Annotated in this window: 12 protein-coding genes and 1 pseudogene; 10 read left to right on the top strand and 3 right to left on the bottom strand. The window is 43.6% G+C overall.

Annotated elements, in window-relative coordinates; genetic code table 11:
- Positions 1 to 16: 16 nt before the first annotated feature.
- From NXV01_RS02525 to NXV01_RS02490, 8 genes are all read left to right on the top strand, one after another.
- On the top strand, positions 17 to 3,223 hold the full coding sequence (locus NXV01_RS02525; protein ID WP_259021645.1) for an efflux RND transporter permease subunit: 3,207 nt from the start codon (positions 17 to 19) through the stop codon (positions 3,221 to 3,223).
- Positions 3,220 to 4,590, top strand: a complete 1,371-nt coding sequence (locus tag NXV01_RS02520; RefSeq protein WP_259021644.1) for a TolC family protein — start codon at positions 3,220 to 3,222, stop codon at positions 4,588 to 4,590. The genes NXV01_RS02525 and NXV01_RS02520 overlap by 4 nt, the downstream gene beginning before the upstream one ends.
- 159 nt (positions 4,591 to 4,749) lie before the next feature.
- Positions 4,750 to 5,094: a hypothetical protein gene (locus NXV01_RS02515; RefSeq protein WP_195650249.1), complete on the top strand. Its 345-nt coding sequence runs from the start codon at positions 4,750 to 4,752 to the stop codon at positions 5,092 to 5,094.
- Positions 5,095 to 5,509: 415 nt separating this feature from the next.
- Positions 5,510 to 5,758 (top strand): hypothetical protein, encoded by a 249-nt coding sequence (locus NXV01_RS02510; protein WP_229128672.1) that lies wholly within the window; start codon positions 5,510 to 5,512, stop codon positions 5,756 to 5,758.
- 244 nt (positions 5,759 to 6,002) lie between these two features.
- Entirely contained in the window at positions 6,003 to 6,686 is a 684-nt protein-coding gene (locus NXV01_RS02505; protein ID WP_008997801.1) for an energy transducer TonB, read from the top strand.
- A gap of 107 nt (positions 6,687 to 6,793) precedes the next feature.
- A complete protein-coding gene (locus NXV01_RS02500) occupies positions 6,794 to 7,417 on the top strand; it encodes a hypothetical protein (protein WP_148365545.1) in 624 nt (207 codons plus the stop codon).
- Positions 7,418 to 7,462: 45 nt separating this feature from the next.
- Positions 7,463 to 8,026, top strand: a complete 564-nt coding sequence (locus NXV01_RS02495) for a cob(I)yrinic acid a,c-diamide adenosyltransferase (RefSeq protein WP_148365544.1) — start codon at positions 7,463 to 7,465, stop codon at positions 8,024 to 8,026.
- A gap of 73 nt (positions 8,027 to 8,099) precedes the next feature.
- Positions 8,100 to 8,321, top strand: coding sequence for a DUF2795 domain-containing protein (locus tag NXV01_RS02490; protein WP_002558131.1), 222 nt, complete (start codon positions 8,100 to 8,102; stop codon positions 8,319 to 8,321).
- Between the two features lie 92 nt (positions 8,322 to 8,413).
- Here NXV01_RS02490 and NXV01_RS02485 read toward each other — a convergent pair whose 3' ends face one another.
- From NXV01_RS02485 to NXV01_RS02475, 3 genes and pseudogenes are all read right to left on the bottom strand, one after another.
- Complete coding sequence (locus NXV01_RS02485; protein WP_148365538.1) at positions 8,414 to 9,601, bottom strand: porin; 1,188 nt, start codon at positions 9,599 to 9,601, stop codon at positions 8,414 to 8,416.
- Between the two features lie 15 nt (positions 9,602 to 9,616).
- Positions 9,617 to 10,676, bottom strand: a pseudogene (ansB, locus tag NXV01_RS02480) (L-asparaginase 2).
- 35 nt (positions 10,677 to 10,711) lie between these two features.
- The gene (locus tag NXV01_RS02475; protein ID WP_148365536.1) at positions 10,712 to 12,022 is read right to left on the bottom strand and encodes an anaerobic C4-dicarboxylate transporter family protein; all 1,311 of its coding nucleotides are present in this window, start codon (positions 12,020 to 12,022) and stop codon (positions 10,712 to 10,714) included.
- 177 nt (positions 12,023 to 12,199) lie between these two features.
- On the opposite strand from NXV01_RS02475, the gene aspA reads away from it, so the two are divergent.
- Both aspA and NXV01_RS02465 read left to right on the top strand, forming a co-directional pair.
- Complete coding sequence (gene aspA, locus NXV01_RS02470; RefSeq protein ID WP_148365535.1) at positions 12,200 to 13,633, top strand: aspartate ammonia-lyase; 1,434 nt, start codon at positions 12,200 to 12,202, stop codon at positions 13,631 to 13,633.
- 228 nt (positions 13,634 to 13,861) lie between these two features.
- Positions 13,862 to 15,232, top strand: a complete 1,371-nt coding sequence (locus tag NXV01_RS02465) for an FAD-dependent oxidoreductase (protein WP_148365534.1) — start codon at positions 13,862 to 13,864, stop codon at positions 15,230 to 15,232.
- Positions 15,233 to 15,923 lie beyond the last annotated feature (691 nt).

Below are 15,923 nucleotides of genomic sequence, written 5' to 3'. Positions count from 1 at the left end.
CAAAATTGAAAAAACAATGAACTTACGAATATTTATAGAACGCCCCGTGCTCTCCGCCGTCCTTTCCATTGTGATTGTAGTGGTGGGGATTATCGGGTTATTCACCCTACCCGTGGAGCAATATCCTGATATTGCCCCGCCTACTGTCCAGGTGTACACTGCATACGACGGTGCCAGTGCTGAAACGGTGCAGAAGAGTGTCATCGCTCCGTTGGAGGAAGCCATCAATGGTGTGGAAGACATGACTTATATGACTTCCAGTGCTTCCAATGCCGGTTCAGCCGAAATAACCATTTACTTTAAGCAAGGTACCAATCCGGACATGGCCGCTGTCAATGTACAGAACCGTGTGTCAAAAGCTGCCGGACAACTTCCTGCGGAAGTGACCCGTGTGGGTGTCAGTGTCAATAAGCGACAGAACGGTATGCTCCAGATATTTACCTTGCATAGTCCCGATAGCTCATTAGACGAGAACTTTCTCTCGAACTATATCAATATTAACTTGAAACCTGCCATCTTGCGTATTTCCGGAGTGGGAGATGTGCAGGTGATGGGTGGTGTCTATTCCATGCGCGTATGGCTTAAACCTGACGTCATGGCACAGTACAAGCTGATTCCTTCCGACGTGACTGCTGCACTGGCCTCACAAAACATTGAAGCTGCAACAGGCTCCATTGGTGAGAATTCCAAGGAAGCTAAAGCGTATACCATGAAATACCGCGGTCGATTGATGACTCCTGAGGAATTTGGAGAGATCGTGATCCGCAGCACTAAGAATGGTGAGGTACTTCGTTTAAAAGAAATTGCCAACATCAGTCTCGGACAAGAATCGTATTCTTATCAAGGTAGTTTCAATGGTAAACCCGGTGTGTCATGTATGGTTTATCAGACTGCCGGTTCTAATGCCACAGAGATTAATCGTGAGATTGACGCTTTTCTGGCAGACGCTTCCAAACGTCTTCCCAAAGGGGCGGAAATAACCCAGCTGATGAGTACCAACGAATTTCTCTTCGCCTCTATCCATGAGGTATTGAAGACACTGATTGAAGCGATTCTGCTGGTAATCCTTGTGGTATATGTTTTCTTACAGGATATTCGTTCTACACTGATTCCGCTGGTGGGTATTTTTGTTTCTCTTATCGGAACTTTCGCTTTCATGGCGTTGGTAGGATTCAGTATCAATTTGATTACGCTTTTCGCATTAGTGTTGGTCATCGGTACAGTGGTGGATGATGCCATTATTGTGGTCGAGGCAGTGCAATCCAAGTTCGATTCCGGCTACCGTTCGCCCTATATGGCCAGTGTGGATGCAATGAAAGGACTGTCGGGTGCTATCGTTACCACTTCACTGGTGTTTATGGCGGTATTTATTCCGGTGTCTTTCATGAGTGGGACTTCGGGTACATTCTATACGCAGTTCGGTCTGACAATGGCTGTGGCGGTAGGTATATCTACCATCAATGCATTGACACTAAGTCCTGCCCTCTGCGCCTTGATTCTGCGTCCCTATACCAATGAGGACGGCACACAGAAGCAAAACTTCGCAGCCCGTTTCCGCCGTGCGTTCAACACTGCGTTCGAATCATTGTCAGAGCGGTATAAAAAAGGAGTTCTCTTCTTTATCCGTCGCAAATGGTTGACGGGCGCCTTTGTTGCCGGGACAGTCGTAATCCTTGCCCTGCTGATGAACAGCACCAAAACAGGCCTTGTGCCCGATGAAGATCAGGGACTGGTGTTTGTTGCCGTATCCACTGCGCCGGGTAACTCGCTCTATGCTACCGATGGCATAATGAACCGTGTAGAAGAACGTATTCAGCAAATCCCACAGGTGAAACAGGTACTCAAAGTGACCGGTTGGTCAATGGGTGGTGCGGGTAATTCTTCCGGTATTTTCTTTGTTCGCCTTACTCCGTGGGATGAACGACCGGAGGAAGAAGATCACGTGCAGGCAGTAATCGGACAGATTTATGCCCGTACCGGAGATATCAAGGATGCCACAGTTTTTGCCATGGCTCCGGGTATGATACCTGGTTATGATATGGGTAATGCGCTCGATATCCAAATGCAGGACAAGGCTGGAGGTGATCTCACAGAGTTTTTCAGCATCACTCGCCAGTTTATCGACTCGTTGAATCAGCGGCCTGAACTGGCAATGGCCTTTTCATCTTTCGAAATCAACTATCCCCAGTGGCAGGTCGATGTGGATGCTGCTAAGTGTCTGCGTGCCGGAATCATGCCTGATGAGGTGCTTTCTACCTTGGGGGGATATTATGGAGGTAGCTATGTCAGCAACTTTAACCGCTTTTCGCGCGTCTATCGTGTGATGGTGCAAGCTGATCCGAATTATCGTCTGGATGAGGCTTCGCTCAACCGTCATTTTGTTCGCTTGAGCAATGGAGAGATGGCACCGTTGAGTCAGTTCGTCACACTGACCAAAGTATATGGAGCCGAGAGCCTGAACCGTTTTAATATGTATAACTCCATTGCACTCAATGCCATGCCTGCCGAAGGGTACAGTTCGGGTGAAGCCATCCGTGCCGTACAGGAAACTGCTGCCCGTGTACTTCCCGCCAACTATGATTTCGATTTTGGCGGACTGGCGCGAGAGGAGAGCAATCAGAGTAATACCACCATCGTGATTTTTGCTATCTGCCTATTGATGGTTTATCTGCTATTGAGTGCGCTTTATGAGAGTTTCTTCGTTCCGTTTGCCGTCCTGCTTAGTGTTCCGGCCGGATTGATGGGTAGCTTCCTCTTTGCCAAATTGCTTGGATTGGAGAATAATATCTATCTGCAAACAGGACTTATCATGCTTATCGGTCTGTTGGCAAAAACTGCTATTCTTCTCACCGAATATGCTACCGAGCGCCGTCGTGCCGGTATGAGTCTGACGTCTGCTGCGCTTATTGCTGCTAAAGATCGTTTGCGTCCTATTCTTATGACGGCACTGACGATGATTTTCGGTATGGTACCTTTGATGTTAGCATCTGGCGTAGGAGCCAACGGAAACAGTTCACTCGGTACGGGTGTGGTAGGCGGTATGCTGGTGGGTACATTGGCACTGTTATTCATTGTGCCGGCTATGTTTATTGTCTTCCAGGCAATACAGGAGAAAGTGCGACCGATTCAGTTTGAAGCCACTGTTGCCGACTGGCAGATAAAGGAAGAGGTGGAGAAAGCCGATGAAGAAAGAAAACAATATTTGGAGAATAAGAAGAAATGAAAAGAAATATCATCACCCTTGCCATAATGGCGCTCATGCTGAGTAGTTGCGGCATCTATACAAAATATCAACCGGCAACGACCGTCCCCGAAGATCTTTTTGGGGCGGCGGAAACGGTTTCTGATACAATTCATAATATTGCCAAGTTGAATTGGCGTCAATTGTTCGTCGATCCTCATCTGCAATCCCTCATTGAGCAGGGGTTGCGGAATAACACCGATCTACAGTCCGCTCACTGGCGAGTGGAAGAAGCCCGTGCTTCACTTAGTGCGGCCCGCCTGGCTTATCTGCCCTCATTCGCTTTTTCACCGCAGGGCACTGTGAGCAGTTTCGATAAGGGGAAAGCTGGACAGAGCTATTCCCTGCCTATTACTTCCTCTTGGGAAATTGATATCTTCGGTCGGCTGACGAATGCCAACCGTCGTGCTAAAGCTCTTTATATTCAAAGTCAGGAATATGAACTCGCTGTTAAGACACAATTGATAGCCAATCTGGCGAATACCTATTATACACTTTTAATGCTGGATGCTCAATTGGCCATCTCCGAGGAAACAGAAGTAAAATGGAAAGAATGTGTACGCGTTATGCAAGCTTTGAAGAATGCCGGTCAAGGTAACGAAGCAGGTTTGGCACAAACCGAAGCTACCTACTATTCCATCTGTACCACTGTTTTGGATTTAAAGGAACAAATCAGGCAGGCGGAAAACAGTCTTTGCCTGATGCTGGGAGAAACTCCGCAATTTATCCGTCGTGGCACACTGGACGGACAGGTTTTGCCACAGGATTTATCCGTAGGTATCCCTTTACAACTTCTTGCTAATCGTCCTGATGTCAGATCATCAGAATTGGCTTTGGCGCAAGCCTTTTACACGACAAATGAGGCACGCTCTGCCTTTTATCCATCCATCACCCTCAGCGGTTCTGCCGGGTGGACAAATGGAGTAGGTGAGGTGGTTATGAATCCGGGTAAGTTGTTGCTGTCAGCTGTTGGCTCCCTTACGCAGCCCTTATTTAATAAGGGGCAGAATATAGCCAGTCTAAAAATAGCTAAAGCGCAACAGGAAGAAGCGAAGTTGTCTTTCACGCAAACCCTACTCAATGCCGGTGCTGAAGTGAACAACGCTTTGAAGCAAAATCAAACGGCCCGGGATAAATCCGATCTTTACCGGCGCCAGATCTCTTCTCTACAAACGGCTGTTACCAGCACACAGCTGCTTATGCAACATGGAAATTCCACTTATCTTGAAGTCCTCACCGCCCAGCAAACTCTACTGACAGCACAGTTGACACAGGTGAGTAACCGGTTTCAGGAGATACAAGGAATAATCAATCTGTATCAAGCACTAGGAGGAGGTAGGGAAGAGTAATGGAAATAATTGAATGACACTCATATCCGGCTGAATATTTATAATGTGGAGAAACAATAAATAATGTAAAAAAGCAGATTTTCTTTTCATCGTAGAATTAACTTTCAAACTTTAGTGAGGTCTAACATACATTACTCACTTAATATGATATTTAGAATTATGAGAAAGCAAATTTTAAGTTTGGCAGTTGCACTATTGATTGGCTCAACTGTATGTATGGCTCAAAATCGTCAGAAAGGAAAAGCTGATAGAGAGAAACGCATAGAACAAATGGTTACTGATTTGGGACTGAATGAAAAGCAGGCCAAAGATTTTAAAGCTGCAATGGAAGAGATGAGACCTGCAAAAAATAAATCGGATGAAAAACCTTCACGAGAAGAAATGCAAAAGAAAAAGAAGGAAGTCGATGCTAAAATAAAAAGCATTCTGACCGATGAACAATATAAGAAGTATCAGGATATGCGTAAGAAGGATAACGAGAAGAAAAAGAAAAAAGCACAATAAGTACTGTGAATTTAAGCTAAACCTATCATATGGATGATTATAAAAGATTGTCTGTTATGAGGCTATGTTTATTTCCTGTCCTTTCATAAATATTTATTTAATCTACCCTTTAGTTTTCGTTCTACTAAAGTTGGATGTATGTTCTCCATTTAAGGTGAAAACATATATTCAACTTAGGTGGAGCGATTTTTTTATGAGATAATGAAGAATATGAAGTTAAAGAGGAACTACAAGCAAAAAAGTAGCGGTAGTTATATCTATCTAATTGTGGGCTATTTTTTTATAATTAATGCATATTGAGAAATGCTTTGTCAACACATATATCTTCTATAAAAGCATGAGATAGATAAAGCCTGCCAGTTTGGTAAGTCAAGATTGATAATCAAATTCGGAGATATTACTTCGGCAGTGACGGATGTTATTGTTAGTGCTGACGACGCTTATCTTTCAATGGGTGGAGGAGTTTCTGCATCTATCCTATGCAATTACGATAGACTGGTCTCAAAAGGACGAATTTACAGTAGAGAAATCCATTAACAGTATTATTAAAAAGAGCTTGAATGTATTGTCCGTTCTGGGATTGAAGAGCATTGCTTTTCCTGTAATAGCTACCAGAGCTGCGCGATACAGCCTCATCGAACACACTTGCTTCAGAATACCATAAAAGCAACCCTGCTGGACTTCAATGTATTTGTCCGAATCCTGATAACCTCAAATGAATTATTCGTAAATTTTATCCAAAAGAAGAAAAAAGAATAAAATAAACAAGAGACGTCGTAACAACCTATCCATAAAAAGATTATATTTATTGCAGCGAGAGAGCACTTTAAGTAATGCTTAAGAGGAAAAACGAAAAGTAGTATATATACTATATATTTTCTATTATTAATTACTTAAACACATTTTTTATGGAAGCCAAGAAATCAAAAAAGGCTGCAATTGAGAATCAACGGGGTTCTTGGTTGTTGATGGGTTTGGTTGTTGCGCTAGCCTTCATGTTCGTTTCGTTCGAATGGACACAACATGATGTCAGAGTTGCAGCACTATCACCAGATGATGAATCCATCTTTGTAACAGAGCTAGTTCCAATCACATTCCCAGACGAGAAACTGGAACCGCCTCCTCCTCCCGAAACTAAGGTAACAGAATTGTTCGAAATAGTGGAAAACAATATGGAGGTGACGGATAACGTTTCTACAGTGTCAGAGGATATGAATGCAGTTCGTGACGTTATTTGGATACCCCCAGTGGTAGAAACAGAAACGGTAGTTGAAGACATTATTCACGTAAGTGTTGAAGTCATGCCGGAGTTTATTGGAGGTACAGCTGCTTTAATGAAATATTTAAGTAGTAATATCAAATATCCGACGATTTCGCAGGAAACAGGTTCACAAGGAAAAGTCATTGTTCAGTTTGTTGTAGACAAAGACGGAACGATTTCCAATCCTGAAGTTGTGCGAGGGGTTGATCCTTATTTGGATAAAGAAGCTATCCGCGTGATAAGTTCTATGCCGAAATGGACTCCCGGAGTGCAAAATGGTAAGAAAGTTCGAGTGAAATTTACTGTACCGGTATCATTCAGACTACAGTAGTAACTTGGAATAAATGAGTATGAGGGTCGGTTCTTGATGGGAACCGACCCTTTTTCAATAAAAAAATATATCTTTGTCGGGAGAATAAAAATACGAATGATTGTTTTATGAATCTTCTACTCTGTATAAAAAGACCTTTTATCTGGCTTTCCCGCTTTCGTTATCGTTGCGGATATGGCGTACATTCCCCTTTTGCTTTTAGTCTGATTACCGATGTGATTTATGAGAAGATGCCTTACTATGCCTATTCTTCTTTGAAAAAAGAACAGCAAAAGATGATGAGAGAGCGTGGGTGGACGAAAGGTTCTCAAAAAGTGAACCGTTTCCTGTTCCGGTTGGTGAACAGAGTACAGCCTGATACAATCATAGAAGTTGGGCGTCCGTCCTCTACAACCCTCTACTTACAATCCGCTAAACCGTCGGCTTCCTACCTTTTTGCATCCGACTTGTCGGAACTGTTTCTGGATGCAGACACTTCAGTCGACTTTCTGTATCTGAATGATTACCGGAATCCCGACTTACTGGAAGAAGTCTTCCGGATCTGCGCACATCGCACTACTCCTAAAAGTGTATTTGTTGTTCATGGCATTTGTTATTCCAAAGAGATGAAAACACTTTGGAAAAAGCTGCAGACCGATGAAAGAGTAGGCATCACTTTTGACCTCTACGACCTCGGTTTATTATTTTTTGATAAAACGAAGATAAAACAGCAGTATATTGTCAACTTCTAAGAACCTTTGTACGTTTACCTTATAGTAACTGTAAAAAAGAAGATCATGAAAAAGAGCCTTGTATATACAAAGACCGGAGATAAAGGAACTACCAGTCTTGTTGGTGGAAGCCGCGTCCCGAAGACCCATATCCGTTTGGAAGCTTACGGAACTGTAGATGAATTAAATTCTCATCTGGGATGGTTGAACACCTATCTGCAAGATGAATCAGACCGTGGTTTCATCTTAAGTATCCAGCATAAGCTATTTGCTATCGGTTCACACCTCGCCACCGATCAGGAGAAAACACAGCTGAAACCTGCTAGCATCATAACTCCCGAAAACGTGGAGAATATTGAGCGGGAGATTGATAAGCTGGACGAACAACTTCCGGAGCTTTGTGCTTTTATTATTCCCGGAGGAAGTCGTGGAGCAGCTGTTTGTCATGTTTGCCGTACTATTTGCCGGAGAGCCGAAAGACGTATTCTGGCTTTGTCCGAAACTTGTACAATTTCTCCTGAAGTATTAGCATTTGTCAACAGATTATCAGATTATTTGTTTGTATTATCCCGAAAAATTAATTTTGATGAACAAAATAATGAAATATTTTGGGATAATAGTTGGAAATGATAGATTTTGTTATACTTTTGCCGAAAAATAGAAAACGAGACAAATTTAGTATTCATTTTAAATACTCAAGATTATGTATTGGACATTGGAACTAGCATCAAAACTTGAAGATGCTCCCTGGCCGGCAACCAAGGATGAATTGATTGATTATGCCATGCGTTCGGGTGCTCCTCTTGAAGTTATTGAGAATCTCCAAGAGATGGAAGATGAGGGCGAAATCTATGAGAGTATCGAAGATATTTGGCCGGATTATCCTAGTAAGGAGGATTTTTTCTTTAACGAGGAAGAGTATTGATTTAAGACCGAACATATAAAAATACCCGATAACCTTTGCAAGAAGGCTATCGGGTATTCTTATATTGTCAGCTACGGTTTCTGGCTTTAGAACTAGAATACAGGCATCTGCCAGATAAATCCCACAGAAATACGGTTAGTACTGTAATTCTCCTGTCCCAGCACTTTGGCGCGGGAAGTAAAATCATACGAACGTCCCACGTAGGTAACAAAGAAGTGCAGATTAGTTTCCATCGGGTAATATTCGATACCGCCCAGATATCCCCAGGAAGTACGGTAATTGCCCTTTTCTATACCTTCGGATGCCTTGCCTACGGAAGCCGTTTCGTACATACCCTTCACAAAAACATTCCATTTCGGAAGAAAGCGGTAATTACATTTGGCAACAACCGAAAGATAGTTCGCATCAAAAGCATTATGTCCGCCCGGACGACCTACGATACTGGTAATGATTCCTTTGCGGTCAATATCCTCTTTTGAATACATGAAATCGACAAAAGCATTCCATTTTCCAAGATTCAACTCATTACCTAAAGCATAATAATACATATTGTGACTTTTGGCCTCGTTCATGACAGAAGCCGACCAACGGGTTTTAAATACATTATTGAAATTACCGTTCCAGTTCAATGTGTAGACTAGTGGCATTTTGCCCGATTTCAGATCGGGGAGATTGCCTTCGGCATCCTCTGTAATCCCGTAAGTGCTGTCGAAAGAACTGTTACGGCTGTTCAATATCTGCAGGTTAAGCTGCTGTTCGGGAGTAATGTTATAACCCACATTCAATCCGGTCATGAAGTTGCTCATGTAATCAATCATATCGCTGTATTGATAGATGTCGATCGGATTCAGGTCGAACTCGATACCACCGTATGCGGCACATTGCTTTCCTGCAAAAAGACTAAACTGGTCATTCAGCTTGATACCGATTCCGGCATAGTCGATAGAAGTCGGGAGATTATCAATCATGCCGTTTGCATCGTTCGAGCGGTTGAGGCGCTGACGATAGCGGTAAGACAACCAGTTGTTGATATTTCCTTTCGCTTCGATACGGAGTTGGTGCATATTAAAGTCACCCTCTTGAAAACCATTCTGGAAATGAGCGTCAAAGCTCCCTTGCATATTCAGATAAAGATTGAATTTATCTGTTTTCTTTTTCACGTCTGTCAGCTCTTCAAACAGGGGAGTGTTCGGATTGAATTTCTCCTTTTTCTCTGTTTTTTGAGCATATACTCCCTGTATGCTGCCCGCCAGAAGCAGCATGAATATCCATTTTTTCATAAGTAAGTCCGGTTTTTAGTATTCGTTGAAATATTGCTGAATCTGTTTCCAGTCTGTCGTTCTTGTTAGTGCAAGCATTAACAAAACACGAGATTTCTGCGGGTTCAGTTCCTGCGAAGCCACAAACTGATATTTGGCGTCGTCCACCTCTGCATCCAGTGTGGTAGGTCCGGTCGGGACACGGGAAGAACGAACGACAAGAATACCTTTTTGGCGGGCATCCGTCAATACCGGGAAGATGTTCTGGTGAATATTTCCGTTTCCTACTCCTGCGTGGATAATTCCTTTGTAACCGTTGCTAAGCATCGGAGTCACCATATCGGCTTCAATGTTGGAATAGCTGTACACGATACCTACTTTGGGAAGCGCGTTCAGATGAGTGACATCAAAAACGGACTGGGTAGTATGTTTCTTTAGCGTTACTTGATTATAGAACACTTTTCCGTTCAGTACATAACCCAGTGCGCCGGAGTTGGGGGGCTTGGAAAGTTTGCACATCGACAGTGTTCATTTTAACCGTACTTTGCGCTCCGAGGATAAGGCCGTTCATGGCAACCAATACCCCTTTGTCTTTCGATTCTTTTGCGGCTGCGGTAACAACGGCATTGTAAAGGTTCAACGGGCCGTCGGCACTTAGAGCGGTAGACGGACGCATGGCACCTACTAATACCACCGGTTTGTTGCTCTTGACAGTCAGATTCAGGAAGTAAGCAGTTTCTTCCATGGTGTCTGTTCCGTGAGTAATCACGATGCCGTCAATGTCCGGGCGTTTCAGTAGTTCGTTGATTTTCTTGGCAAGCGTCAGCCAAACCTGGTCGTTCATGTCCTGCGAGCCGATTTTAACGATCTGCTCTCCCGTTACGTTGGCGATGTCTTTAATTTCGGGCACAGCATCGAGCAGCGCGCCGATGGCAACCTGTCCTGCCGTATAACTAGTTCCGGTAGCCGAGCTTCCCGTACCTGCGATGGTTCCTCCCGTAGCAAGAATATGAATATTCGGTTTTGCGGCGAATGCCATAGTTACGGAAAACAGTAGTGTGACTACTACCAGTCCAAAGCTTTTGAATTGTTTCATAACTGAATGATGTTTAGGTTAATAATATGAATCTATTAGAATATTTGTATAAAGAGCAAACCTAGTGCGATTGCCACAACGGTCGATATCAGACCGGGCATCATAAATGAATGGTTCAACACATATTTGCCGATTTTTGTTGTCCCGGTACGGTCGAAATTAATCGCAGCCACCACAGTAGGATAATTCGGAATAAAGAAATATCCGTTCACGGCAGGGAATAAAGCGATCAGCATATAAGGAGAAATTCCCAACGCGATACCCAGAGGAACGAGTGCCCGTACGGTGGCGGCCTGACTATACAGCAGAATAGACATCACAAACAGGGCGACACCGAACAGCCACGGCATTTGTTGTACGATCCCCTGGATAGAGAGCGTCAGTTGTCCCATATTTCCCTGAAGAAAAGTATCTCCCATCCAAGCAATACCGAAGATGGCAATCACCGCCTGCATACCTGCCGGGAATACGGAACCTTGCGTTGCCTTAATCCCGTCCGTCTTCGTTACTAACAGGATAATTGCGGCAGCCGACAACATCACGATTTCGATGATGGAAGACATTCCCAAGGTGACTATTTCCCCGTCAATCAGGAAACTGGGGCGCATTCCTTCAAAAGAACCGAAAAGCACGATAAAAGCAGTTGCCAATATAAAGATGATGACGGAAATCATTGCCGAACGTTTGTTCTTGACATCTTTAATCTCCACCTTTTTATTGTTGAATAAACCTTCTTTCAATCTTTTCTGATATTCGGGATCTTCCACCAGTTCCTTGCCGACTCTCATGGAAAACAAGGCGCCTACCAAAACTCCGACGATGGTAGCGGGAATCGTAATCTTGAGAATGTCGAACAGGGTAATGTCGAATCCGGCTAAAAGTCCGAGAAGTGCCACGGTAGCGGCAGAGATCGGACTTGCCGTAATGGCCTGCTGGGAAGCGATGACGGCAATCCCCAACGGACGTTCCGGGCGTATCTTTGTTTCGGTGGCAACCTCTGCGATCACCGGCAGTACGGAATAGGCCACGTGCCCGGTTCCGGCTACAAAAGTAAAGAGGTAAGTCACCAGCGGACTAAGCAGAGTGACGTGTGAAGGATTTTTACGAAGCAAATGTTCTGCCAGTTTCACCATATAGTCCAGACCTCCGGCTGCCTGCATACAGGAAGCGGCCGAAATTACAGCGGCAATCATTAACATAACGTCGATAGGAGGCGCAGTGGGTTGTAAACCAAAAACGAACGTAAGTATAGCCAACCCTACGCCTCCCATTACGCCAAGTCCGATACCTCCCAGGCGCGCGCCAATAATAATGGCTGTCAGAACAAATGCTAATTGTAATATCATAGATTGCTGTTTTAAGTTCCAAACAAAGATAAGTGATTTCTCTCTTTGTATTTTCTTTTTCTTGTATTTACAACAAAAAAGTCTTTGAATAGTTTTTGCATATTTATTAAAACAATAACAAAGTTCATTGGTTATTATAAGAACTAACGAAAACGTTATTACTATAAAACAACCGATATGGAACAGAATTTATCAAAAAAAACTCGTACAGAGAGTGACCTGATAGGTAGTCGTGAAGTGCCGGAAAGTGCACTCTATGGAGTACAGACACTCCGTGGTATCGAAAACTTTCGCATCAGCAAGTTTCATTTGAATGAATATCCTTTGTTCATTCAGGCATTGGCTATTACCAAGATGGGAGCCGCCGTTGCCAACCGTGAACTGGACTTATTAACAGAAGAACAAGCGGATGCTATCTTGAGAGCCTGTAAAGAAATACTTGAAGGAAAGCATCACGAGCAATTCCCCGTAGACATGATTCAGGGAGGAGCCGGTACGACCACTAACATGAATGCCAATGAAGTGATTGCCAACCGGGCATTGGAACTGATGGGACATCAGCGGGGAGAGTATCAATACTGTTCACCCAACGATCATGTCAACCGTTCGCAATCGACCAACGATGCTTATCCTACTGCCATCCACATTGGACTGTATTATACTCATTTGAAGTTGGTTAAGCATTTGGAGGTTCTGATCGAGTCTTTCCGGAAGAAAGCGAATGAGTTTGCGCATATCATCAAAATGGGGCGTACCCAACTGGAAGATGCCGTACCGATGACGCTTGGGCAAACCTTTAATGGCTTTGCAAGTATTCTGTCGCATGAAGTGAAGAATCTCGATTTCGCCGCACAGGATTTTCTGGCAGTCAATATGGGAGCAACGGCCATCGGAACAGGAATTACCGCCGAACCGGAATATGCGGAGAAGTGCATTGCCGCTTTGCGCAAGATTACGGGATTGGATATCAAACTTGCAGACGATTTGGTAGGAGCCACTTCGGACACTTCCTGCATGGTAGGCTATTCGGGAGCGATGAGGCGTGTTGCTGTTAAAATGAATAAGATATGTAATGACTTGCGGTTGCTGGCTTCCGGTCCGCGTTGCGGATTGGGGGAAATCAATCTGCCGGCAATGCAGCCGGGCTCTTCCATCATGCCGGGAAAAGTGAATCCGGTTATTCCCGAAGTCATGAATCAGATAGCCTATAAAGTAATAGGAAACGACCTCTGCGTAGCCATGAGCGGTGAAGCGGCTCAAATGGAACTGAATGCAATGGAGCCGGTAATGGCACAATGCTGTTTCGAGTCTGCCGATCTGTTGATGAATGGTTTCGACACTTTGCGCACGTTATGCATCGACGGCATTACGGCTAATGAAGAAAAATGCAGGAGAGATGTGCATAACAGTATCGGAGTAGTGACAGCCCTGAATCCGGTGATCGGATATAAGAACTCTACCAAAATAGCCAAAGAAGCATTGGAAACCGGGAAGGGAGTTTATGAACTTGTTTTGGAGCATAACATTCTTTCCAAAGAAGACTTGGATACTATCTTAAAACCGGAGAATATGATTAAACCGGTGAAGTTGGACATTCACCCGAATCGTTGATTGATATATAGTAAGTGGAGATTGGTTTAAGATGAGAAATCGCCGGGCAGATCATTGATCTGTTCCGGCGATTTTTGATTATTTATTACTTTGACCTTATATGGGAATAATTGCTAATTTATCCGGCGAAATGGTTATTGTTTATTACTTCGAAAGCGACGAACTTTGCAATATCATTCGTTGTTAACCTGATAAGCAAGTCTTGAACCCATTAAAAGTTATATAGATATGAATGCATTTGATGTTATTATTATCGGTTTCGGTAAGGGAGGAAAGACCCTTGCGGCAGAGTTTGCAAAACGTGGGCGGAAAGTCGCCATTGTTGAACGTTCTGATAAAATGTATGGAGGAACGTGTATCAATATCGGCTGTATTCCGACAAAGACGTTGGTTCATCAGGCTAAAATTGCTTCCGGTATGGAAGACTCCACATTTGAAGAAAGAAGTGCGTTTTATCGCAATGCTATTGCTGTGAAGGAGTCTGTGACAAGTGCGTTGAGAGGCAAGAATTACCATAATCTGGCGGATCATCCTAATGTAACAGTTTATACAGGTGTAGGTTCTTTTGTATCTGCCGATGTGGTTTCTGTCCGTACATCTACTGAAGAAATATGGTTGACATCAAAGCAAATAATTATCAACACCGGAGCGGAAACAATAATTCCGCCTATTGAAGGAGTTGCGGACAATTCTTTGGTTTATACCAGTACTTCAATCATGGAATTGACCGATCTTCCCCGTCGGCTGGTTATTGTTGGCGGCGGTTATATTGGTTTGGAGTTTGCGTCTATGTATGCTTCGTTCGGTTCACAAGTGACGGTACTCGAAAGTTATCCGGAGCTGATTGCCCGTGAGGATCGGGATATTGCTGCAAGTGTAAAAGAAACATTGGAGAAAAAAGGCATTGTTTTTCGGATGAACGCGAAGGTACAATCTGTGAAGCATGTTGAAAATAGGGCTGTCGTTGTTTTCTCTGATTCACAAACTGATGAGGTGTTCGAACTTGAAGCTGATGCCGTATTGTTGGCTACAGGACGCAGGCCGAACACGAAAGATCTGAATCTGAAAGTTGCCGGAGTGGAGACGGACGCACGTGGAGCGATCATTGTGGATGAATATCTGAAGACAACTAATCCGAATATACGTGCCGTGGGTGATGTGAAAGGTGGTTTGCAGTTCACTTATATTTCATTGGATGATTATCGGATTATCCGCGAAGATTTGTTTGGAGATAAGGAGCGGAAAACAAGTGACCGTAATCCGGTTGCTTATTCCGTATTTATTGATCCTCCATTGGCACGTATCGGATTGAATGAGGATGAGGCTCGTAAGCAGAATTTGGATGTGATTATCAAGAAGTTGCCTGTTATGGCGATACCGAGAGCAAAGACATTGGGAGAGACGGACGGTCTGCTGAAAGCTGTCATTGATAAGAATACGGGAAAAATAGTAGGTTGTATGCTGTTTGCGCCTGATGCCAGCGAGGTCATTAATATAGTTGCCATGGCAATGAAAACAGGTCAGGATTATACTTTCCTGCGTGATTTCATCTTTACTCATCCCAGCATGAGCGAAGCGTTGAATGATTTGTTCTCATAGAGTAGTAAGAATACGTCTTTCTAGTCGCACACGCTGTGTGGGGCTCATCCTGATTTCAGTTGTCGGGTAAGTTGTGTTTTTCCCGTGATTACTGGTTGGCTAATTTCCGGTCAGTGGTAGCTTGAATTTGTTTAGAGGCTTGAAACAATTTGTTTAGAGGTGTGAAACAATCTGTTCGCAGGCTTGAAACTAAAGTTTCCCCTATGGGGGAACAATGGTTTCCCTACGGGGAAACTATAGTCTCTCACCGGGAAACTATTAGTATCATTACATGAAACTTTTATTCGTACTATTGGAAACTGGAACTTTCCTAATGGATAAGCCATTTGCAACGTGAGGGTAGTGTGAGGGTAACTTCTACCCTCACCTTTACTCTCACACCTGTAATGCTGATGAATAAAGGGATTGAACCAATGGGTGAGGGTGTGAGAGTAAAAACCACTACAACTTTTATTTGTGAGAAAGTTCCATAATCAAGAACGAGAAGTAGAGTCGTCTTTTGTCAGATTCATTTTAATACATAACTTCCAGTATTTATTTCCATATTTCGACTGCATTTCAAAAAAAACATATATCTTTGCCGTACGCTTTCAGCCCATCAGCGTGATGGAATAGGCAGAAAGCGGTTTTATTTCCTTATTGGAGTAAAAGCGTATTATCTCTCGATCTTAGAAATAGCCAATCCAAACAA

Source organism: Bacteroides sp. BFG-606, from assembly GCF_024788145.1.
GTDB lineage: Bacteria > Bacteroidota > Bacteroidia > Bacteroidales > Bacteroidaceae > Bacteroides > Bacteroides vicugnae.
This window is presented reverse-complemented; position numbering and strand designations above follow the sequence as displayed.